General features: G+C 66.5%; 15 protein-coding genes. 6 read left to right on the top strand and 9 right to left on the bottom strand.

The features are described from left to right. Both Q1K70_RS09835 and Q1K70_RS09830 read right to left on the bottom strand, forming a co-directional pair. The coding region (locus Q1K70_RS09835) for a proline dehydrogenase family protein (RefSeq protein ID WP_300158466.1) at positions 1-787 on the bottom strand (787 nt) is incomplete at its 3' end. Continuing rightward, positions 784-1,260 (bottom strand): Lrp/AsnC family transcriptional regulator, encoded by a 477-nt coding sequence (locus tag Q1K70_RS09830; RefSeq protein ID WP_300158463.1) that lies wholly within the window; start codon positions 1,258-1,260, stop codon positions 784-786. The genes Q1K70_RS09830 and Q1K70_RS09835, both read right to left, overlap by 4 nt. 107 nt (positions 1,261-1,367) lie before the next feature. On the opposite strand from Q1K70_RS09830, the gene Q1K70_RS09825 reads away from it, so the two are divergent. Beyond that, positions 1,368-2,981 carry a bifunctional metallophosphatase/5'-nucleotidase gene (locus Q1K70_RS09825; protein ID WP_300158460.1) on the top strand — a complete coding sequence of 538 codons (1,614 nt, stop codon included), beginning with the start codon at positions 1,368-1,370 and terminating at the stop codon, positions 2,979-2,981. A gap of 98 nt (positions 2,982-3,079) precedes the next feature. On the opposite strand, the gene wrbA is transcribed toward Q1K70_RS09825, so the two are convergent. After that, positions 3,080-3,691 (bottom strand): NAD(P)H:quinone oxidoreductase, encoded by a 612-nt coding sequence (wrbA, locus tag Q1K70_RS09820; protein ID WP_300158457.1) that lies wholly within the window; start codon positions 3,689-3,691, stop codon positions 3,080-3,082. A gap of 116 nt (positions 3,692-3,807) precedes the next feature. Here wrbA and Q1K70_RS09815 point away from each other — a divergent pair, with 116 nt between their 5' ends. Together Q1K70_RS09815 and trmFO are read left to right on the top strand one after the other, a co-directional pair. Beyond that, entirely contained in the window at positions 3,808-6,444 is a 2,637-nt protein-coding gene (locus Q1K70_RS09815; protein WP_366521683.1) for an ABC transporter transmembrane domain-containing protein, read from the top strand. Positions 6,445-6,537: 93 nt separating this feature from the next. After that, entirely contained in the window at positions 6,538-7,872 is a 1,335-nt protein-coding gene (trmFO, locus tag Q1K70_RS09810) for a methylenetetrahydrofolate--tRNA-(uracil(54)-C(5))-methyltransferase (FADH(2)-oxidizing) TrmFO (RefSeq protein ID WP_300158455.1), read from the top strand. A 101-nt stretch (positions 7,873-7,973) separates the two neighbouring features. Here the strand turns inward: trmFO and Q1K70_RS09805 are convergent, their stop codons facing one another. From Q1K70_RS09805 to Q1K70_RS09795, 3 genes are all read right to left on the bottom strand, one after another. Then, the gene (locus Q1K70_RS09805; protein ID WP_300158451.1) at positions 7,974-9,275 is read right to left on the bottom strand and encodes a hypothetical protein; all 1,302 of its coding nucleotides are present in this window, start codon (positions 9,273-9,275) and stop codon (positions 7,974-7,976) included. Positions 9,276-9,463: 188 nt separating this feature from the next. Continuing rightward, positions 9,464-10,312, bottom strand: coding sequence for a UDP-N-acetylmuramate dehydrogenase (gene murB / locus Q1K70_RS09800; protein ID WP_300158448.1), 849 nt, complete (start codon positions 10,310-10,312; stop codon positions 9,464-9,466). Between the two features lie 59 nt (positions 10,313-10,371). Next, positions 10,372-11,226, bottom strand: a complete 855-nt coding sequence (locus tag Q1K70_RS09795) for a substrate-binding domain-containing protein (RefSeq protein WP_300158445.1) — start codon at positions 11,224-11,226, stop codon at positions 10,372-10,374. 196 nt (positions 11,227-11,422) lie between these two features. Between Q1K70_RS09795 and Q1K70_RS09790 the strand changes: the two genes are divergently transcribed. The 3 genes from Q1K70_RS09790 to Q1K70_RS09780 are packed head-to-tail and all read left to right on the top strand — an operon-like array spanning position 11,423 to position 16,030. Next, positions 11,423-15,013: a PAS domain S-box protein gene (locus Q1K70_RS09790; RefSeq protein ID WP_300158442.1), complete on the top strand. Its 3,591-nt coding sequence runs from the start codon at positions 11,423-11,425 to the stop codon at positions 15,011-15,013. A 45-nt stretch (positions 15,014-15,058) separates the two neighbouring features. Further along, the gene (locus Q1K70_RS09785) at positions 15,059-15,415 is read left to right on the top strand and encodes a response regulator (RefSeq protein ID WP_300158439.1); all 357 of its coding nucleotides are present in this window, start codon (positions 15,059-15,061) and stop codon (positions 15,413-15,415) included. Positions 15,416-15,439: 24 nt separating this feature from the next. After that, complete coding sequence (locus Q1K70_RS09780) at positions 15,440-16,030, top strand: chemotaxis protein CheX (protein ID WP_300158437.1); 591 nt, start codon at positions 15,440-15,442, stop codon at positions 16,028-16,030. 51 nt (positions 16,031-16,081) lie between these two features. On the opposite strand, the gene Q1K70_RS09775 is transcribed toward Q1K70_RS09780, so the two are convergent. From Q1K70_RS09775 to Q1K70_RS09765, 3 genes are all read right to left on the bottom strand, one after another. Next, a complete protein-coding gene (locus Q1K70_RS09775; RefSeq protein WP_300158434.1) occupies positions 16,082-17,371 on the bottom strand; it encodes an Nramp family divalent metal transporter in 1,290 nt (429 codons plus the stop codon). 27 nt (positions 17,372-17,398) lie between these two features. Beyond that, entirely contained in the window at positions 17,399-18,658 is a 1,260-nt protein-coding gene (locus Q1K70_RS09770; protein ID WP_300158431.1) for a CBS domain-containing protein, read from the bottom strand. A gap of 708 nt (positions 18,659-19,366) precedes the next feature. Then, positions 19,367-20,017 carry a hypothetical protein gene (locus Q1K70_RS09765; protein ID WP_300158428.1) on the bottom strand — a complete coding sequence of 217 codons (651 nt, stop codon included), beginning with the start codon at positions 20,015-20,017 and terminating at the stop codon, positions 19,367-19,369. Positions 20,018-20,805 lie beyond the last annotated feature (788 nt).

The raw sequence follows: 20,805 nt of genomic DNA, 5'->3' as shown, positions 1-20,805 counted from the left end.
CGCTGCGCAAGCGCTTGAACAGCTCGATGGTGATGTCCTTGTACTTGAGCTGCTCCATGTCGATGCAAAGCGCCCCGCCCATGGCCCTGATCTTGCGGTAGACCGGGCGCATGCGCGCGAGGATGCCTTCGACGGAACCCTCGAAATCCATGGGCCTGGCCTGGGAGAAGAGGGCCGAGGGCTTGATGGAGGCGTTGACCCTGGGCGCGCTGCCCCAGTCGAGGCCGCCCTCGCCCGCGCCGAAGGGCTTCCAGGACTTTTGCTCGGCCTCGATGGCGCCAAGGACTTCCAGGTAGCCGTCGCGGTAGGCGTCGGACTCGATCTCGGACACCGTGGCCTCGCCGAGCAGGTCCACGGTGAAGGCGAAGCCGTCCTTGCGGATTTTGCTTAAATTTTTGACAGCTTCCTTGGTCTGCTCGCCCACGATGAACTGCCGCGCCATGCCCTCGATGTTGGAGCGGATGGCCTTGCCCATGAGCTTGGCGGCCACGCCCCCGAACATGCCGGATTTCTCCGCGCCCCACTTGAGCACGGCCGGGATGTCGCCGGCGTCGCCGCCGGTGAAGTACTCCTCGATGTGGCGCGACAGGTTGTCGGAGGTGGTCAGGTAGGGCAACACGTCCACGAACCGAAACAGCTGGACCTTGAAGGCCTCGTTCTGCATGGCCCAGTCCATGACCTTGCCGGTCCAGAAGCCCTTGTTGAAAATGGACGGGGACTCGCCGCGGATGCTGGCGAAGAAGGCCTTGCCCCGCTGGCGGATGGCCTCGTCGAGCGCCTGATTCATTTTTCCTCTCCGGGTTCTGGTGAAACGCCGAGGGGCAGGGCCCCAGTTTCCTTGACGGTTTGCAGCACCACCGTGGTATTGGTGTCGCGCACGGTGGAAAGCCGCCCGATGACCTTGAGCAGTTCGGCCAGGGACCGGGTGTCGGGCACGCGCACCTTGATGAGGTAGGCGGCCGAGCCGGCCACGTAGTGCACTTCCTGGACGCCCGGCACGGAAGCCAGCTGCTCCCCGGTGTCGATGGCGCCCACGGGTTCCTCGGTCTTGACGAAGGTGAAGGCCGTGAGGTCAAGTTCCACGGCCGACGGGTCGATGCGGGCCTCGTAGCCCGTGATGACGCCCTTGCGTTCGAGCTTGCGCACGCGCTCGAGCACGGCCGAGGGGGCCATGGACACGGCCCGGGCGATGTCGGCGTTGGAGGTGCGGGCGTTGTCCTGAAGGATCATCAGAATACGACGGTCGATTTCGTCGATCATTCTTTTTTTCTCCTGATGTTGAGTTAAAAATTCGATTCAGCTGCGGTTGTCAAGGGGTTTCTTCGGTTCGGTCCGCCAATGGACGCAAAAACACGGAAGGCAAGAACATGGCGCGGTTACGACAGCTTGCGGCGACGCTCCTCCTGGTGCTCCTGGCGGCGGGGACGGCCCTGGCCGGCGGGGATTTCTCCCTGACCATCCTGCACACCAACGACCTCCACGCCCATCGGGCCTCCTTCGACGAGCTCGGGGCCTTGTGCTCCAAGGAAAAGGAAGCTGCCGGCAAGTGCCTGGGCGGCGCGGCCCGGCTGGCCACGGCCGTGGCCCGGGAGCGCGCCCGGGGCGGCGATTTCCTGCTGCTGGACGCCGGGGACCAGTTCCAGGGCACGCTTTTTTTCACCAAGTACAAGGGCGAGGCCTGCGCCTTCTTCATGAACCGCCTGGGTTACGACGCCATGGCCCTGGGCAACCATGAGTTCGACGACGGCCCGGGCACTCTGGCGAATTTTATTCGGTCCATCAAGTTTCCGCTGCTGGCGGCCAATGTGGACGTGGACCATTCCCCGGAACTCAAGGGCCTTGTCGCGCCGTACATCGTTCGGGAAATAAACGGCCGCAAGGTGGGCATCGTGGGCGCGACCCAGCCCAAGGCCGACCGCATCTCCAGCCCCGGGCCCAACGTCGGCTTCCCGGCCTTCCTGCCGTCGCTGAGAAAAGCCGTGGAGTCGCTGACGGCCCAGGGCGTAGATATCGTCATCGTCGTCAGCCACGCCGGCCTCGGCGGCGACAAGAAGCTGGCCGCCTCCGTGCCCGGTATCGACGTCATCGTCGGCGGGCACAGCCATGTGCTTTTAGGCAACGGCTACCCCGAGGCCGTGGGGCCCTGCCCGCTGGTGGTGGACGGCCCGGACGGCGGCAAGACGTACATCGTCACGGCCGGCTACTGGGGCCGGTATCTCGGCGTGCTGCACGTGGATTTCGACGCCTCCGGCCACGTGGCCAGGGCCGAGGGCAACCCGGTGGCGCTTTCCGCGGCCATGCCCGAGGACCCGGCCACCCTGGCCGAGGTGGAACGCTTCGCCGCGCCCCTGGCCGCCTACCGCAAAACGGTGGTGGGCCGGGCCGAGGAGGCCGTGGGCGCGGCCATGTGCCGCCAGGAGGAATGCGCCGGCGGCGACCTCATGGCCGAGGCCCTGCTGGCCGGCGGCCGCCGGCTGGGGGCGGTGGCCGGCCTCTACAACGGCGGGGGCGTGCGGGCCGGCATCGCGCCCGGGGACGTCACCCTGGGCGACGTGCTCACGGCCTACCCCTTCCCCAACACCCTGGTGGTGGCGACCCTTTCCGGGGCCGACCTGCAGACGGTGCTCGAACACGGCGTCTCGGCCGTGGGCCTGCACGAGGGCAGCGGCCGGTTTCCCCAGGTGGCGGGCATCCGCTTCGCCTACGACCTCTCGCGGCCCGTGGGCAAGCGTGTGACCTCGGTGGAGGTGGCCGACGCCTCGGGCCGCTTCGCCCTGCTCGACCCCCAGGCCGACTACCGGCTGGCGCTCACGGACTTCATGTTCCGGGGCGGGGACGGCTACGAGACCTTCGGCAAAAAGGCCAGGGACGTGGAGGGGGACGGCGATCCCGCCTCGGAGCTGGCCGCGGCCTGGATCAAGGCCCACTCGCCGCTGACACTCGTGCTCGACGGACGCATCACGGCCTCGGGCGTGCAGTGAGAGGGGAGAGGAAAGGCGAACGCCTCCGGCGGCCAGGAGGGGATGATCCCCTCCTGGACCTCCCCGATGGGGGGATGGCGTAGGGCGGCGGCTTGGGGCTAGCCGCGCAGTTTTTTCGTGATCTCGGCGATGTGGCGACCCTGGAAGCGCGCGCCTTCGAGTTCGCTTTCGGTCGGCATGCGCGAGCCGTCGCCGCCGGCGATGGTGGTCGCGCCGTAGGGCGTGCCTCCGGTGATCTCGTCGATGCGCATCTGGGGGGCGTAGGCGTAAGGCAGGCCGACCACGACCATGCCCTGGTGGAGCAGAGTCTGGATAAAGGACATGAGCGTGGTTTCCTGGCCGCCGTGCTGGGTGGCCGTGGAGCAGAACACGCCCCCGGGCTTGCCGACGAGCCCGCCGCGCATCCAGATCTGGCCGGTGGCGTCGAGGAACTGGCGCATCTGGCCGCACATGTTGCCGAACCGGGTGGGCGTGCCGAAGATGATGGCGTCGGCGTCTTCAAGCTCCTCCAGGGTGCACACCGGCACCGTGGACAAGGTCTTTTGCGCCTCGGCCGCATGCATTTTTTCGATGACCTCGGCCGGAAGCGTCTCCGGAACGCGGCGCAGCGTCGCGGTCACGCCCGGCACCTGATGCACGCCCTCGGCCACGGCCTGGGCCATGGCGGCCACATGGCCGTACAACGAATAGTAGACGATCAGCACGTTCATGACATGTGCTCCGGTAGGAAGTTGGCGACGCTCCATTTTCTACGCTTCCCGTTGACAAAGGGCAAGGCGTCCGGCTTGCCCGGCCGGGGGATTTGCCCTAATCCAGAAAGCGGAAAATCCCCAGCCAGGCAGGTAAACATGGAGAAATTTCCGGGAATTGCATCCCACGCCCCGGAAGGGTTCGACAGGGGCGCGCCATGTCCACGGCCCTGACCTGCCTCAAGGCCGTGGCCGAGGCCCACGGCCTGCCCTGCGACGTCGCCTCGCTGGCCGACCGCTTCGGCCTGGCCGGCGGCGAACCCGACGCCGACACGCTGCTCGCCATGGCCGCCTCCCTCGGCCTGCGCGCCACGCCCGCCGTCCTGGACGTCCGGGACATGGCGGCAAGCGGCCGTTTTCCCCTCATCGCCCGGCTCTCCAACGGCAACAGCGTGGTGGTGCTCGGCGTGCGCGAGGACGCGGACGGCCTGCGCGTGCGCGTCGGCGACCCCCTGGCCGCGACGCCCGGCTCCTTCGAGGTGGACGAGGAGAGCTTCGCCCGAAGCCATGCCGGGGACGTGCTCCTGGCCCAGCCGAGCCTCACCCGTTCGGGGCTTCGCGCCCTGGCCATGATCGGCCGCCACCACGGCCTGCCCCTTTCCCACGACGCCCTGGCCCACGCCCACGGCTGCGACGGCCGCGAGCCCGCGCCCGAGGAACTGGCGGCCATGGCCGTCAAGGAAGGGCTCAAGGCCGAGATGCGCACCCTTTCCCCGGACGACCTGCTGGCGCTTGGCGGCGCGTATCCGGTGCTGATCCTGCGCCGCGACGGCGAGGCCGCCATCCTGGCCGGCTGCCGCCAGGACGGGGACGGGACCAGCGTGGACGTGGTCGATCCCGCCCGCCTGCCGCCCGCGCGGGAGACCCTGCCCCTGTCGGCCTTGGCCAAGGACTGGGACGGCCGGGCCATCCTTTTGCGCCGGGCCTACAAACTCACCGACGAGAACCAGCCCTTCGGCCTGCGCTGGTTCGTCCCGGAGATCCTGCGCCACCGCAAGGAATTCGTCGACGCGGCCGTGGCCGCGGTCATGCTCTACGTGCTGGCCCTGGCCATGCCGATCTACTTCCAGATCGTCATCGACAAGGTGCTCACCCACAAGGGGCTTTCCACCTTGCAGGTCCTCAGTTGCGGCATGCTGGCCGCCCTGGCCTTCGAGGCCGGCTTCACCTACCTGCGGGGCATCCTGGTGCTGCACGCCGCCTCGCGCATCGACATGCGCGTGGCCGGGCGCACCTTCGCCAGGCTCACCTCCCTGCCGCTGCGGTTTTTCGGCCAAAGCCGGGTGGGCGTGCTCATCCAGCACATGCAGCAGGCCGACAAGATCCGGGAATTTTTAAGCGGCAAGCTCTTCTTCACCCTCCTCGACGGCCTGGCGCTGGTGGTCTTCATCCCGGTGCTGTTCTTCTACAGCGTGCCCCTGACCTTCCTGGTCCTGGGACTCAGCGTCGGGCTCGGCGTCTTTCTGGCCGTGATCGTGCCGGTGCTGCGCGGCCGGCTCCTGGCCCTGTACAAGGCCGAGGGCCAGCGGCAGTCCTATCTCGTGGAGACCATCCGGGGCATGGAGACGGTCAAGGCGCTCTCCCTCGAACCGTCGCGCCGGCGGGGCTTCGAGGACGCCGCCGCCCGGGCCGTGTCCCTGCGCTTCGGCGTGGGGCGCATCGGCAACGCGGCCTCGGCGGCGGTGGGATTCCTGGAAAAGGTCATGACCCTGTGCATCCCCTGGATCGGCGTGTACCTCGTCTTCGACGGCGGGCTCACGGTCGGCGCGCTCATCGCCTTCCAGATGCTGGCCGGCCGGGTGACCCAGCCCTTGGTGCAGATCGTCTCCCTGGTGCAGGAGTACCAGGAGAAAGGGCTGGCCGTGAAAATGCTGGCCGCCATCATGAACGAGCCGCCGGAGCGGGCCGGCACGGGCGAGGGCGTGCGGCCGCGCCTGGCCGGCGAGGTCGTCTTCGATGCGATAACCTTCCGCTATGCCCCGGACGCCGCCTCGCCGGCCGCGCTGTCCGGGGTGACGATCCGCTTTCCGGCCGGGAAGATGATCGGCGTGGCCGGCCGTAGCGGCTCGGGCAAATCCACGCTGGCCCGGCTCATCCAGGGGCTTTACGTCCCCAGCGAAGGCAGCCTGCGCCTGGACGGCCACGACATGCGCGAGTGCGACATGGCCCACGTGCGCCGCCAGATCGGGGTGGTGCTCCAGGACAGCTTCCTTTTTTCCGGCACGGTGCGGGAGAACATCAGCATGGCCCGGCCGGGCGCGTCCATGGACGAGGTGGTCTGGGCGGCGCGGCTGTCCGGGGCCGAGGAATTCATCCGGCGGCTGCCGCGCGGCTACGACACGGAGCTGGAGGAAAACGGCTCCAACCTGTCCGGCGGCCAGCGCCAGCGCCTGGCCATCGCCCGGGCGCTGCTGACCAACCCGCGCATCCTGATCCTGGACGAGGCGACCAGCGCCCTGGACGCGGAATCCGAAGCCATCGTGCAGGACAACATGGCGCGCATCGGCCGGGAGCGCACCACCATCGTCATCAGCCACCGCCTGTCCATGCTGGCCGGCGCGGACGCCATCCTGGTGCTCGACGCCGGCCGCGTGGCCGATTATGGAACCCACGGCGAGCTGCTGGCCCGCTGCGCGGTCTACCGCGACCTCTGGAACAGCCAGAACCGGCACGTCGTGAACCCGACGCCGGCCAAAACGCATAAACTCCCCTGACCCCCCATTGAAAAGTTTCGGGGAAGGAGGGGCGCGGGGAGGGAACCCCCTTTTCAAAGGGGGTTCCCTCCCCGCATTCCCGGAGTCCTCATCATGTCCATAGCGATCATCGGCGGCGGATTGGCCGGGTGCGAGTGCGCCTTGGCCCTGGCCCGGGCGGGCGTGGCCTCCACGCTCTTCGAGTGCAAGCCGGCGCTCTACTCCCCGGCCCATGTCAGTCCCGGGCTGGCCGAGCTGGTCTGTTCCAACTCGCTGCGCTCCGACGAGCCGGTCACGGCGGTGGGGCTGCTCAAGGTCGAGATGGCCGAGCTCGGCAGCGCTGTCATCGCCGCGGCCCGGGAGGCGGCCGTGCCGGCGGGCAAGGCGCTGGCCGTGGACCGCGAGCTTTTTTCCGCCGCCATGACGGCGCGCATCGAGGCCGAGCCCCTCGTCACGCTCGTGCGCCGCGAGATCATGGGGCTGTCCGATCCGGCCCTGGCCGGGTTCGAGGCCGTGGTCGTGGCAGCCGGGCCGCTGGCCAGCGACCGGCTGGCGTCGAGCCTGCGCGAGGCGGTGGGCGGGGAGAGCCTGTATTTCTACGACGCCATCGCGCCCATCGTGACCACGGATTCCGTGGACATGGCGCAGGCCTTCTGGGCGTCGCGCTGGCAGGAGGGCGAGGGCGACTACCTTAATTGCCCCCTGGACGAGGCGCAGTACAAGGCGTTCGTGGCGGAGTTGCTCACGGCGCGCAAGGTGCCCAGCCGCGAGTTCGAGCAGGAGCTGCATTTCGAGGGCTGCCTGCCCATCGAGGCCATGGCCGAGCGCGGCGAGCGCACGCTGGCCTTCGGCCCCATGAAGCCCGTGGGCCTGACCGATCCGCGCACGGGCCGGCGGCCCTACGCCGTGGTGCAGTTGCGCCCGGAAAACGCCGCGCGTTCAACCCTGAACCTGGTGGGTTTCCAGACCAAGCTGGCCTACGGCGAGCAGGAGCGGGTGTTTCGGATGATCCCGGCCCTGCACGCGGCGGAGTTCACGCGCCTGGGCAGCATCCACCGCAACACCTTCGTCAACGCGCCCAAGGTGCTAAGCGACCGCCTGGAGCTTCTTGCCCGTCCGGGCGTGTATCTGGCCGGCCAGATCACGGGCGTGGAGGGCTACGTGGAGTCGGCGGCCTGCGGCCTGTGGCTCGGGGTGCAGCTCGGCGCGCGCCTCGCCCGGGGCGTGGAGCTTTCGCCGCCCCCGCAGGTGACGGCGCTCGGCGCGCTGCTTAACCACCTGCGCACCCCGGCCAAGAAGTTCCAGCCGAGCAACGTCAACTTCGGCCTGACGCCTCCGTTGGAGGAGCGCATGCGGAAGGCGAACCGGAAGCTGGCGTATCCGGAGAGGGCGCGCAAGGCGTGGGGGGAGTGGGACACCAAATTCGCTCTGGCTTCTGTCGTTTGCTGAACCACGACGGAGCCATGGCAATTGTGGAGCTATGGTACCGTCAGAGCGAGCCTTCTGCTCTTTGATCAAGTGGTTTATTGCGTCTCATTGACATGATGTCTCTAGAAAATAAATATTTTTTGCACACTGAGTATAACTCCGCTGAGTGGGCAAGCACCAGGCGGCACCCAGTGCGTGAGGCGCCAGAAAGTAAAATAGATAACAAGGAGAAGCAGGTAAAGGACAGCTTTGTTTTGATGTTTGTTGTAATACTGCGTGTAGTTTGCGAAATCGTCCTCAATGACGAAGGACGACTTTATTACGTAGTTTCTTACTGAAATAATAAACATTGCAAACACAAACCAATGAAATGTAATTAAGTAAATCCACCGTCCGTAGTCTTGTCCAGATAAAAATAGGGCATATGGTATTATTAAAGCAAAGAATGACACTATATTTTCTAATATAATTCTCTCATTTCCGGCACGGCACAATGTCTTCTTGTATTTTATAACAAGATAAACAACGGGGACATAGGCCAGAAGGATGGCTTCAAGGTACATTCCCATTGTTGGCGAGGACTTCACCAATTCAGAAACAAGCGCGGCGAGGTCTTTTGGCGCAAGCCCAAGATAATAAAAGGCGTTTTTCTGCGAACGCAATATCTCCCACGGGAAAGAGGGGATAACAGCCCGCCACGACCTACAGACATCTTGTGCGCGAGCGGGAAAGGTCTGGACATTATATATATAAAAACTTGCAAACAAAATCATAGTACATATAAATACTGACCAAGCAATAGCAATTCTTCCTTGTTTTTTTCGACGAAATACAACACCAAGGATACAGAGTTGCAATGGAATAAAGAATAATAATATTTCATTTGTAAGAAAAATAATAACATATAATAGCGATATCGTCGCATATGTTACATTTACTGTCAGTTGTGTCGCTTTTTTTTGCAGAACTGCGAGTGCATGCTTTGTGATCAGAAGAGTTGCAAATAGGACAAGGACGTCTTTTCTCCCGAAGGCTTCAGGGGCATAGACTGGAAAAATAATCAATGTTGGCGTAAAAATTGCAAATAAAACAGTAATAAAATTGAACGAACACGCTATATCTATATACCAGCGAAGTATAAAGAGGTTACATCCAAAAGTAATTGTTAACCAGAACAATTTTGGATTGACAAGCCATGCAGTCCTATAAGATATTTCTCCAATAAGCCCTCTCCGAATGAAGCCAGTTTGATAATTTATAAGAAACTCCGTCCACGAATAGCTAAATGGATACATTTTTTCCAACTGAAAGAGCTCTTCCGTAAAAAAATAAAACAAAACTACAAAACCAATCTGCGTAATAACAGCATTGACTACGCGATGTGTATCAAGTTGCAGACATTCATCAGGCTTAGTAGATGTCATATCGGCATCCTTGCACTGAAACTTGCAACCAATCGCCCTTCTGTTTTATTTTTTTGAAATTTGAAAATATGGCAACAACAACCGAGAGGTGATAGGCACGGGTTCCCCATAAAGAAAGGTGTCCCTGCAATGCTGCCGCGAAGAGTGAAAGACTTTCGAATAATGCGCTAACTAATAAAAATCAAGCGTCATACCACCACCTGCTCCAACACCAGCTCCACCCCATACCGCTCCCGCGCCGCCTGTTTCATGACCTCCACCACGGCCAGGATATCCGTGCCGGTCGCGCCGCCGGCGTTGACGATGATGCCGGCGTGGCGGGGGGAGATTTGCGCGCCGCCGATGCGAAAGCCCTTGAGGCCCGCCTCCTCCATGATGACGCCCACAGGGGGCGCGCCCTCGGGGCGGCGAAAGACGCTGCCGGCGCTGGGGAAATCATAGGGGAGCCTGGAGCGGCGCAGCTTCCCGATGCGGCCCATCTCGGCCAGGATGGCCGACGGGTCGCCGGGCGGCAGCCGCAGGCGCGCCCCGAGGATCACCGCGTCCGTGCCCTGGAAGACCGTGCGCCGATAGGCCGGGCGGCAGGCCTCGCGCGAAAGCGCGCGCACCGTGTCCGTCGCCGGCTCGTAGACCGTGACATCGGCCACGACGTCGTAAAACGACGCGCCGTAGGCCCCGGCGTTCATGAACGCCGCGCCGCCGACGCTGCCCGGAATGTCCCACAGGCGCTCCAGGCCGGCGAGCCCCGCCCGGGCGGCCAGGCGGCACAGGTCGCGCAGCCGCGCCCCGGCCCCGGCCCGCACCTCGCCGCCGGCCACGTCGAGACCCGTTTCCAGCTCCCGCGTGCACACGAACCGGTGCGAGGCGTCGTAATGGCTCCGGGCCAGGATCACGTTGCAGCCGTGCCCGAGCAGATGCACGACCTGGCCGGGGGCCGGCCGCATGGCGGCGCGCAGCGCGTCCAGGTCGCGCGGGAAAAGACACCAGGCGGCCGTGGCCGCGACACGGTAGGAATTGAGCTCCGTGAGATCGAACAACGCCCCCTCCTCCCGTGTCGCGGCCCCGGCCGCCCGCGTCGGCGCCCGGTCGGGCCGCCTCAGTCCACGTACTTCTTGGCGTAGGCGGCGTCGTTGTACAAGGCCTCGCCGTGCTTGTCCCTGCCGAAGGCGCGGATGATCCCCTGTCCCTCGGGCGAGGCCACGAAGGCGATGAACCCCACGGCCGCCTTGGAGGCCGGCTTGCCGTCCTTCTGGCCGCACAGGGCATGGTAGGTGTTGACGAGCTTCTTGTCGCCGGAAAAGAGCACCGTAAGCTGCGGCAGGCCCTTACCCTCGGCGGCCCAGGTGCTGCTGTCGGTCATGAAGTAGCCGCCCTCGTCGTTGGCGCGCCTGAGTGTCGCGGTCATGAAGTCCTTGGTCGCCACGTACCAGTCGCCGGCCGGCGCGACGCCGGCGTCCTTCCAGGTGTCCATTTCCTTTTTATGCGTGCCGGAATTGTCGCCCCGGGAGAAGAACTTCGCCTGGGCGGCGGCGATGGCCCGGTAGGCGTCGGCGGCGGTGGCGGCCTTGGCGATGCCGGCCGGATCGGCCGCCGGGCCGACGATGAAGAACTCGTTGGAGCCGATGAGCGTGGGGCAGCCGGCCCAGCCCTCGGCCAGGGCCTTTTTCTCGGCCGCCGGGGCGTGGACCATGATCATGTCCACCTCGCCGGACTTGAGCATGTCCAGGGACTGGCCCGAGCCGGCCTTGACCCAGTCCAGCCGGCAGCCGGCCTTGGCGCAGTAGGCCTCGCCGAGCACGGCCAGCAGCCCCAGCTCGCCGGGACTGCCGGTGGCCAGGGAGAACGTGTCGGGACCGTTGCCGTAGGAAGCTTCCACCTTGGGACCGGCCATGGCCGAGACGGGCGCGCAGGTCAAGAGGGCGGCAACAACGAGCATGCGGACGATGGTCATGGGAACCTCCTGGGGTAATTTTGGGTTACCGTATCGGCAATCGCGATTTTTATCCAGGAGTGACCATCAAAATACCGTAATATCATACTGTTATGTCAAAACTAGCACCAAAGGAAACACCGGGAAACGCCCTTTACACGTAATGGTGTTACGTGTTTTTATACATTCGCGGATGTGATGGCGGTCCCGGGGCCCCATGAAGAAAAACGATTTCGCCACAGCCTTCGGCCACAGGCTGCGCCAGGTGCGCCGTCTGGCCGGCCTGACCCAGGCCGCCCTGGCCCAGTGTTCCGGCATGTCCCTGGAACACCTCAACAAGATCGAGCGCGGCGCGGCCGCCCCGTCCCTTGCCTCCATTGAGGCCCTGCACCAGGCCCTTGCCGTGGAACCGGCCTCGTTGTTCCTGTTCGCCGAGGACGGCGAACCCGAAGCCGGCCGCTGCCTCCACGCGGAAAGCCTCTCCGCCGCCCGGCTGGGGGTGTTCGTGCACCACCCGGAAACCGGCATGATCCGCGCCGCACCGTCGTTGCGCCGCCTGCTCGGCGCTTCCGGCAAGCCCCGCCCGGAGCCGGCGGCCCGATTCCTGGAAGCGCTTTTCGCCGCCGAGGCCCCAGCCGTGGCCCGGGCCCTGGACGGGCTCAAGGCCCCGGGCGACCGGGTGGTCCTGCCCGCGCGCTTCGTGCGCCAGGACGGCGAGACCCGCCAGGGGGCGCTGGTCCTCGAGATGTTCCGCGACGCCGACGCCCGGAGCCGGCTGGCCCTCGGCGTGCTGACCGACATCTCGGAACGGGTGCGCCTGACGCGGATCATGCACAACGAGACGGCGCGCATCGACCGCCGGGTGCGCGAGCGTTCGGCCCGGCTGGAGCGGGCCCGGGACCGGCTGCGCCGGGAAAACGAGGCCCTGTCCGCCCGGGAGCGCCGCTTCCGCGAGGCCTTCGAGCACTGCCCCACGGGCATCTGCCACATCTCTCCCACGGGCGCGCTCCTCGACGTCAATCCGGCCCTGGCCGCGCTTTTCGGCTACGACTCGCCCCAGCGCTTGCGCCGCGACATCGGGGATTTCGGCCGCCGACTCCACGCCGACCCGGCCCGGTTCGAGACGTTGCGGCAAATGCTCGCGGCGCAGGGGCGCGTGGAGGGCTTCGAGACCATGGCCCGGCGGCGCGACGGCTCCTCGGCCGCCGTGCGCTGCGACGTGCGCGACGTGACCGACGAAAACGGCGCGCTCCTGTACCAGGAAGCCTTCGTGGAGGACCTCCAGGACATGGCCAGCGCCGGCCAGTACCTGCGCCGCTACGCCCGCATCATCGCCGCCTCCACGGACATGGTGTCGCTCATCGACGCGTCCGGCCACTACCTGTTCGTCAACGACGCCTACGCCGCCGCCTACGGCCAGCCGCGCACGGCCATCATCGGCCGGCACATCGCCGACTTCCTCGGCAAGGAATTCTACGCCGAGCGCGTCGCCGGCCGACTGGCGCGCTGCCTGGCCGGGGAGACCGTCACCTTCGAGCAGTGGGCCGTCCTGCCGGGCGTCGGCCGCCGCTTCCTCAACGTGCGCTACGCCCCCTGGACCGACGAGGACGGCACCCAGAGCGTCGTGGCCAACGTCCGGGACATGACCGAAACCCGGCTCGCCGTGGAGGACCTGCGCGACAGCGAGAAGACCACCTCCATCCTCTACCGGGTGTCCAGCGCCGTGGCCTCGGAAGAGGACATGGACAGCCTCTACCGCACCATCCGCAACATCCTCGGCGAATCCATCGACACCCGGGAATTCTTCATCGCCCTGACCGACCGCGAAAGCGACCGCCTGGATTTCGTCCACTTCGTCAGCGCCGTGCAGCCGCCTCCCCCGGCCGTGACCGGGCTGTCCAGGCGACTGCCCCCGCTGACCCGGGACAATATCGGCGATTACCGCGAGGCCGACGCGCTCGTCGAGATCCTGCGCACGGCCCATCCCCTGCTCGTGACCCGGCGGGGCATGCGCCTCACCGGCCTGTCCTGCCCCGGACGGCAGCCCGAGGTGCTCCTCGGCGTGCCCATCCGCGTGCGCCAGGAGGTCCTCGGCGTCATGGGCGTCATGCACTTCTCCGATCCGGGCCGCTTCGGCCGCAAGGAAACGGAACTCATGCTGTCCGTGGCCGAGCAGCTGGCCCTGGGCGTGGAGCGGCGGCGCAACCTCGACGCCCTGCGCGCCGCCAAGGAGGAGGCCGAGGAGGCCAACAAGGCCAAAAGCCGCTTCCTGGCCAGCATGAGCCACGAGATCCGCACGCCCATGAACGCCATCCTGGGCCTGACGGAACTGGTCCTGGGGAGCCGGCTGACCGGCGAGCAGCGCGAGCACCTGGACACCGTGCGGGAATCGGCCCGCCACCTCCTCGGCATCCTCAACGACATCCTGGACTTCTCCAAGATCGAGGCCCGGCGCATGGTCCTGGACTCGGCCGTGTTCGACCCGGTCGCCCTGGCCGAGGCCGTGGTGCGGACCTTCAGCGCCGCGGCCGCGGCCAAGGGGCTGCGTCTGACCCTCGAACTGGCTCCAGGGCTGCCCGAGCGCGTGCGCGGCGACGACGGCCGGGTGCGGCAGATACTGGTCAACCTCCTCGGCAACGCGCTCAAGTTCACCGAAGAGGGCTCCGTGACCCTGCGCCTGGCGCCGGTGCGCACCGAAAGCGGCCACGCCGACCGCCTGTCGTTCGCCGTGGCCGACACCGGCATCGGCATCCCCGCCGGCATGCAGGCGGCGATCTTCGACAGCTTCCGCCAGGCCGACGGCTCCACCGCCCGCAAGTTCGGCGGCACGGGCCTGGGGCTGGCCATCAGCCGGGAGCTGGCCGAGCTCATGGGCGGGGAGATCAGGGTGGCCTCGACCCCGCGAGCGGGCAGCACCTTCGTCTTCACCGCGCCCTTTCCGCCGACGGCGGACGCCGCCGCGCCCAAGGCCGGGCCCAAAGCCGCCCCGGCCCCGCCGCGGCGCAACCTGCGCGTCCTGGTGGCCGAGGACAACCAGGTCAACATCAAGCTCATGACCATCCACCTCAAAAAGCTCGGCCACGAAAGCGCCATTGCCACCACCGGCGAGGCGGCCCTGCGCCTGCTCGCCAGGGAGCCCTTCGACATGGTGCTCATGGACATCGAGATGCCGGCCATGGACGGCCTGACCGCCGCCCGGGCCATCCGCGCCGGCGGCGATGCCCGATGCCCCATCGCGGCCCGGGACATCCCCATCGTGGCCGTCACGGCCCACGTGTCCGACGAGGTGCGCCAGGCCTGCGCCGAGGCCGGCATGAACGGCTACATCGGCAAGCCCGTGAACCTGGAGGAACTGGCCGGGATCATCGCCCGGCTGGCCGCGCCGGAGCCCGAAACGGACGACGCGCCGGCTTGCGGCGCGCAGACGCCCCCGGACGGACCGGAAGGCGTGCTGGACGTGCCCTGGGCCCTGGAGCGCCTGGGCATCGAACGGGACATGTACGAGCCCATCCTGGCCACCTCCCTGGACGAGACGTCCAGGCGGCTCGAGGCGGCCGAGGCGGCCCGGCGCGCCGGGGACGCCGAGGCGCTGCGCCTGCACGCCCACACGCTCAAGTCCACGGCCGCGGCCATGGGCGCGGGCGAATGCCTGCGCCTGGCCAGGGAACTGGAAAACGCGGCCGCCGATCCGGCGACGCAGCCGGCGGCGCTGGCCGATCTGCTGGCCCGGCTGGGCCGGGCCACGGGACGGGCGGCGGAAGCCGCCCGTGAAACCTTGACGCCCCGCGTTCAAGGTGAGAAAGAATAACCTCCACGCCGCGCCGGTCAGAACGGCGGCACAGGACGACAGACCATGCCCTTACTGCTCATCGCCGACGACTCGATGTTCCAGCGCTTCCAGGCGGCCAAGGTGGCCAAGGAGGCGGGTTTCGACGTCATCGAGGCCAAGGACGGCCAGGAATGCCTGCACCTGGCCAGGGAGCACGCCCCCCGGGTCGTGCTGCTCGACCTCAACATGCCGGATCCGGGCGGACTGGCCGTCATGGAAACGCTTTCCCGGGAGATGCCGGGCATCGCCGTGGTGGTGGTGACGGCCGATATCCAGGAGTCCACCCGCCGCCGCTGCCTGGAACTCGGCGCGGCCTGCTTCCTGAACAAGCCCGTGGACTCCCCCTCCCTGCGCGAGGCCCTGGAACCCTTCTGCCGTTAGGCTTGCGCCGTCGCGAATAAAGACATGCCCCTTTCCCCGCTGCAACTCGACATCCTGCAGGAGCTCATCAACATCGGCGTGGGCCGTGCCGCCGGCATGCTCAACCAGATGGTCAACACCCACATCCAGCTCCAGGTGCCGGTATTGCGGGTGCTCAACCAGTCCGAGCTGGCCGAGCTCTACGCCGGCCGGCCCCATTCGGTCTTTTCCGCGGTGCAGTTGGGATTTACCGGCGAATTCGCCGGCATAAGCGCCCTGATCTTCCCGCCGGAGTCCGCCTCCAAGCTCGTGGCCGTGGTGCTGGGCAAGGACGGGGACCTGGCCGACGACGAGGGCATGCGCCGGGGCACCCTCCAGGAAGTGGGCAACATCGTGCTCAACGGCGTCATGGGGTCCATCGCCAACATCCTGCGCGAACCCCTGCGCTACACGCCCCCGGACTTCATCGAAGCCGACATCGCCGGCATCATCGGGCAGGACACGGGCATGATCCTCGTCGCCCGCACCCAGTTCAGCATGAAGGACCACCTCATCGAAGGCGAGGTGCTCATCATCTTCAGCCTTTCCTCCTTCGACTCCCTGCTCGCCGCCATCGACGCCCTGGCCGGCTCGTAGGGCCGCCGGCCGGACTTCCCGGCCGAGCCCGCAGACGGCGCTCTCGCGTCCTTACGCCCCGAAAAGCCCCACCAGCCGATCGATGGCTCCGGGCCAGACCGTGTCCAGGGTCATGAGGCCGGTCAGCCCGATGAGCCCGGCCACCGTGGCCCAGGCCACGGCGTTGAAGACCGGGCCGTTGACGTAGGTCCCCATGAGCCGCTTGTCGTTGACGAGCAGCAGCATGAGGATGAGCACGAAGGGCAGCACCACGCCGTTGACGACCTGGGACACGTACATGACGGCCAGAAGCGGCATGCCCGGCACCAGGATGGTCAGCGCCCCGACGGCGATGCTGAGGGTGAAAAGCCAGAAGAACTCCGGGGCCTTGCGGAAATCCTTGTCGATGCCGAGCTCCCAGCCCATGGCCTCGCAGATGTAGTAGGCCGTGGACAGCGGCAGCACCCCGGCGGCGAAGAGCGAGGCGTTGACCAGGCCCACGGCGAAAAGCCAGGTGGCGTAGGCCCCGACCAGGGGCTCCAGGGCTCTGGCCGCGTCGGCCGCGGTCTCGACGCTGAGCCCCTGGCGGTGGATGGAGGCGGCGCAGGCCACCACGATGAAAAGCGCCACGGCCACGGCCAGAAAGCAGCCCACCACCACGTCCACCCGCGTGTAGCCGTACTTGTCGGCCGTGATTCCCTTCTCCACCACGGCCGCCTGCTGGTAGAACTGCATCCAGGGCGCGATGGTCGTGCCGACCAGGCCGATCATCATGGCCACGTAGGGGCCGTCAGCCCGAAACGTGGGCGTCACCGACGCCTTGGCCACCTCGAGCCAGGGCACGTCCGCGGTGATGGCCGCCAGGGGATAGGCCAGGTAGATCACGCAGGCGACCAGGAACACCCGCTCCACGATGCGGTACGAGCCCTTGACGATGAGCAGCCACACGAGCAGCGCGGCCAGGGGCACGGACACGAACTTGGAGACGCCGAAGATCTCCATGCCGGCGGCGATGCCGGCGAATTCCGAGATGGTGTTGCCGAGGTTGGTCAGAAAAAGCGCCACCATGATGTAGAAGGTGGTGCGAAGGCCGAAGGACTCGCGGATGAGGTCCGACAGGCCCTTGCCCGTGACCGCGCCCATGCGTGCGCACATCTCCTGGACCACCACCAGGGAGACGGTGGTGGGGATGAGCATCCACAAAAGCGAGTAGCCGTACTGGGCTCCGGCCAGGGAATAGGTGGTGATGCCGCCGGCGTCGTTGTCGACGTTGGCGGTGATGATGCCCGGCCCGAGCAGGGCCAGGAACATGAAGAAGTTCTTGCGCCAGGATTTCCTCTGCGGCGCGGCGGCGGCGGTCATGTCGGAACCTCGTATGGGAACGCCGGCCTACATGGCGGCGAAACGCTTCTTGGTGACGGATTCGGGCAAAAACATCTCCAGCACGTCGTCGGCCGGCACGATGCCGGCCATGTGCCCGGCGTCGTCCACCACCGGCACGGCGAGCAGGTTGTACTTGGCGATGAGCTCCATGACCTCCGAGGGCGTGGCGTCCACGGGCACGGACTTGAGCCCCACGGTCATGATCTCGGCCACCGGGGTCTTGGGCGGGGCGAGCAGCAGGCGCTTGAGCGTGACCACGCCAAGGGGCGTCTCGTCGCCGCGGATGACGTAGACGTAGTAGACGTTGTCGATCTCGGCCCCGACCAGGCGGATGTAGTTGATGGCCTCCTCGGCGGTCATGGCCGGGGGCACGAAGGCGAAGAGGTTGTTCATGAGACCGCCGGCGGTGTCCTCCTCGTGTTCGAGGAGCTCCTGGACCATCTCGGCGTCCTCGGCGTCCATGAGGCCGAGCAGCTCCTGGGCCTTTTCCTCGGGCAGGTCGCCGAGGAGGTCGGCCGCGTCGTGGGGCTCCATCTCCTCCAGGATGTCCGAGGCCTGCTCGCTGCCCAGCCGGCTTATGACCTTGACGCCGAGTTCGGTGTCCAGTTCGCCCATGGTCTCGCCCAACGTCTCGGGGTCAAGGGAGCCGAGCACGGTGCCGGCCTCCTTGTGGGGCAGCTGGGCCAGGATCTCGGCGATGTCCGCCGGGTGCATGTCCGTGAGGCGCTCCCGGGCCACGGTCAGGGTCAGGCGGTCGGCGTTGGGGTCGAGCTGGGCCACGAAGCGCCAGTCGATCTCCCGGGAGGGCAGCTTCGCGCCGAAAAGGCCGGCCAGCCAGTTCCAGAAGCGCAGTTGCCCGAGCCGGCGGGCCATGCCGCGAAGGCCCACGTCGGCCGCGGCCACGAGGAGGCTCGCCCCGCGCGTGGCCAGCTTGAGGTCGTTGACGCGCACCACCTTGGCCCCGTCCACGTCCACGATCTGCCGGTCCAGGATGTCGCGGCGAAGCCTGATGTCCGGCGCGTCCCCGGCCTGCTCCTCGGCCCGGCCCACGGCGCCGGGGTCGGCCGAGACCACGACCGGGGTGAACAGGTTGACCGCCCGCCAGGGAATGAAGCGCCGCTCCCCGGCGGCGCGGATGAAAAGCCCGGACACCACGGGCAGGGTCTCGCCCGGGACCAGGCGCAGGTCGTCCAGCCGGCCCAGGGCCGCGCCGGACGGATCGATGACGGGACGCCCCAGCACGGCGCTGACGTAGAGTTCGCTCATGGCCAAACCTCCCCGGAAACGGACGCCCAGGCGGGCCGCAAGGGGCCGCGCCGGACGTCCATGCCGGCTTGCGCCGTCGCCGGGCGACGGACGCGCATGGATCAAACGGGAAAACGCGGGTCAGGCGGCGCTCGCCGCCTGGATGCCCCCCTTAAGCGGAGGGCGTTGTTCGCGATGAGGGAGGCTCGGGGGCGTGGGCCGTGCGCGCGCAGCGGTACCGGCGCGGACACGGCAAAAGGGCGGCCGCCGCATGGGCGCGGCAGTCTTCGGGATGGAGTCGCGAGGCGAAGCTTTTGGACCGGATGAAGGGCGTGTTCATCGGGCGCCTCCTTTTCAGCCGCCGCCTGACCGGCGGGCTGGCGGAGGCGGCCCGGCTCCGCGTGGCGGAGGGGGGACGTCGGCGCAGGCCTTGGGGCAGGGGCGCTATCTCAAGAGAATCTGCAAGAACACTTGGTTATTGCGACAACTACTGTACGGATCGTCCATTGTTTCCTCTAAAGGGTTTTCGTGGTGGTTCGGCTGTAAGCCCCTGCGCCGTCGTTGTCAACCGGACGGGCCGCACCGCGCCCCCTCCCGATGCCGGGAGCCCCAACAAAGGCGAGCGCCTCTTTTTCCGCGCCGCCCGGCGGCTGCCGGACGGGACGGGAAAAGAGGCGCGAGAAGCCGGAAGCGGCGGCGGACGCGACGACGGCCGGAGCCGGCCCGAAATCAGCCCGCCGCGCCGTAGGTGGTGGAGGCGGTGTTGCCGCCGGTGCCGCTGGCGCTCGAGGAGGACGAATTCTCGTCTTCCAGGGCCTGGGCGTACTCGGTCTGCAACTGGGCCAGTTCGGACTCGAGCTGCATCTTCTGGGCCTTCTTCTCTTCCTCGGGCAGGCTCTGGCTTTCGAGCTTCTCGATCTGCTGCTGCACCTGCTGGATCTGCTCCTTGAGCTTGTCGGACGTGGTCTCGGAATTGCTGCTGTCGTCGCTCGACGAGCTGGAGGAACCGCCCGAGGCGCTGCCGGCGGACATGCCCTGGGTCGAGGACGCCTGGGACGTCTCGGAGGACGCCGTGGTCGTGCCGGAAGTTTCGCTCGACGTGTCGTCGCCGGACGTCGTGGAATCGGTGTCGCCGTCGGTCGTATCCGTGGAGGACAGAGCCGAGGTGGCGGCGGCGTTGGCGTTGCTGGCCGTGCCGGACGTCGAGGAGGCCGACAGGGCGTAGAGGCTTTTGGCCTCGTCGGAAATGGTCACGGTGTCGCCCGAGGTCGACGCGCTCGACGCGCTGGAGGAACTGGTCGCACTTGTCGAGGACACGCTGAAGGAACCCAGGGTCGAGGTCGTATCGGCATAGAGGGAAAGGCCGCTGATGGCTGCCATGGCAACCTCCTTGTGTTTTGCCTCCTATCGGAGCTCCCTCACGAATATTTAGGGTAGTTTCTATAATAATATTTTTTTATTTTCTCGCATCGACACTGTATCCGAAAAAAAATCCGCTCGTCCAACCACGCAACGCCCAGAAGATCATCCGGATTCGTACCGCAAAATCATGCAATTTTCCAGGTGCTGAAGTGAAACCCCTTCCTCTCCCGCGACGAGCAGAAGCCCTCCTTGAGCAGACGTAAAAAACCCGTCCCGGTTACACGGAAAGAACAGTCGACGCGCGCGTTCATTTTCCGAAGCGCCGAGAAAAGATGCGTCCACGACGCCGGAAAAGGAGGGGGGCGAAAGGACCTGGCCGCGTTAACCAAGGATTTCAGGAAGTCAGACGGCAGAGGACGCCACTGCGGCCAAGGGCCCCCCCGGCCGATGCCGGTGGAAGGCGTCTGCCGCGCGCGAAGAACGCACCGGAACCTCGCGACAACGCGCAGGGATGCGGCGCTGGCCTAGCCGCGAAGAACAGGCGGGGGCACCGCGAAAGCTCATGCCGCAACGGACGCGGGCGGCGCCCCGAAAAGCGTCCCCCTTTCGGGCAGGCCGCCGCGGACGTGCCGTTTTCGCCTGAAGCGGGCGAGCGTCCGGGCGGGGACGGCCGGCGACGCCGCCCCGTGCATTTCCGGCTCAAGGACGCAGCAACCGAGCCATGCGTCCAATTTTATGACATTTTGTAAAGTTGACTCCCGCAAAGCAGGCTGCCACGAGAGAACACGCTTGGCAAAGGCTGCCCC

The sequence above is a fragment of the Solidesulfovibrio sp. genome (genome assembly GCF_029978005.1).
Taxonomy (GTDB): domain Bacteria; phylum Desulfobacterota; class Desulfovibrionia; order Desulfovibrionales; family Desulfovibrionaceae; genus Solidesulfovibrio.
The sequence above is the reverse complement of the archived record's forward strand: the minus strand, read 5'-3'. Positions and strand labels throughout refer to the sequence as shown.

Bases quoted from the DNA above. Each gene is read 5' to 3' on its own strand.
- Q1K70_RS09830 (WP_300158463.1), bottom strand. From the start codon at position 1,260: ATGATCGACGAAATCGACCGTCGTATTCTGATGATCCTTCAGGACAAC.
- Q1K70_RS09825 (WP_300158460.1), top strand. From the start codon at position 1,368: ATGGCGCGGTTACGACAGCTTGCGGCGACGCTCCTCCTGGTGCTCCTG.
- wrbA (WP_300158457.1), bottom strand. From the start codon at position 3,691: ATGAACGTGCTGATCGTCTACTATTCGTTGTACGGCCATGTGGCCGCC.
- trmFO (WP_300158455.1), top strand. From the start codon at position 6,538: ATGTCCATAGCGATCATCGGCGGCGGATTGGCCGGGTGCGAGTGCGCC.
- Q1K70_RS09805 (WP_300158451.1), bottom strand. From the start codon at position 9,275: ATGACATCTACTAAGCCTGATGAATGTCTGCAACTTGATACACATCGC.
- Q1K70_RS09795 (WP_300158445.1), bottom strand. From the start codon at position 11,226: ATGACCATCGTCCGCATGCTCGTTGTTGCCGCCCTCTTGACCTGCGCG.
- Q1K70_RS09790 (WP_300158442.1), top strand. From the start codon at position 11,423: ATGAAGAAAAACGATTTCGCCACAGCCTTCGGCCACAGGCTGCGCCAG.
- Q1K70_RS09785 (WP_300158439.1), top strand. From the start codon at position 15,059: ATGCCCTTACTGCTCATCGCCGACGACTCGATGTTCCAGCGCTTCCAG.
- Q1K70_RS09780 (WP_300158437.1), top strand. From the start codon at position 15,440: ATGCCCCTTTCCCCGCTGCAACTCGACATCCTGCAGGAGCTCATCAAC.
- Q1K70_RS09775 (WP_300158434.1), bottom strand. From the start codon at position 17,371: ATGACCGCCGCCGCCGCGCCGCAGAGGAAATCCTGGCGCAAGAACTTC.
- Q1K70_RS09770 (WP_300158431.1), bottom strand. From the start codon at position 18,658: ATGAGCGAACTCTACGTCAGCGCCGTGCTGGGGCGTCCCGTCATCGAT.
- Q1K70_RS09765 (WP_300158428.1), bottom strand. From the start codon at position 20,017: ATGGCAGCCATCAGCGGCCTTTCCCTCTATGCCGATACGACCTCGACC.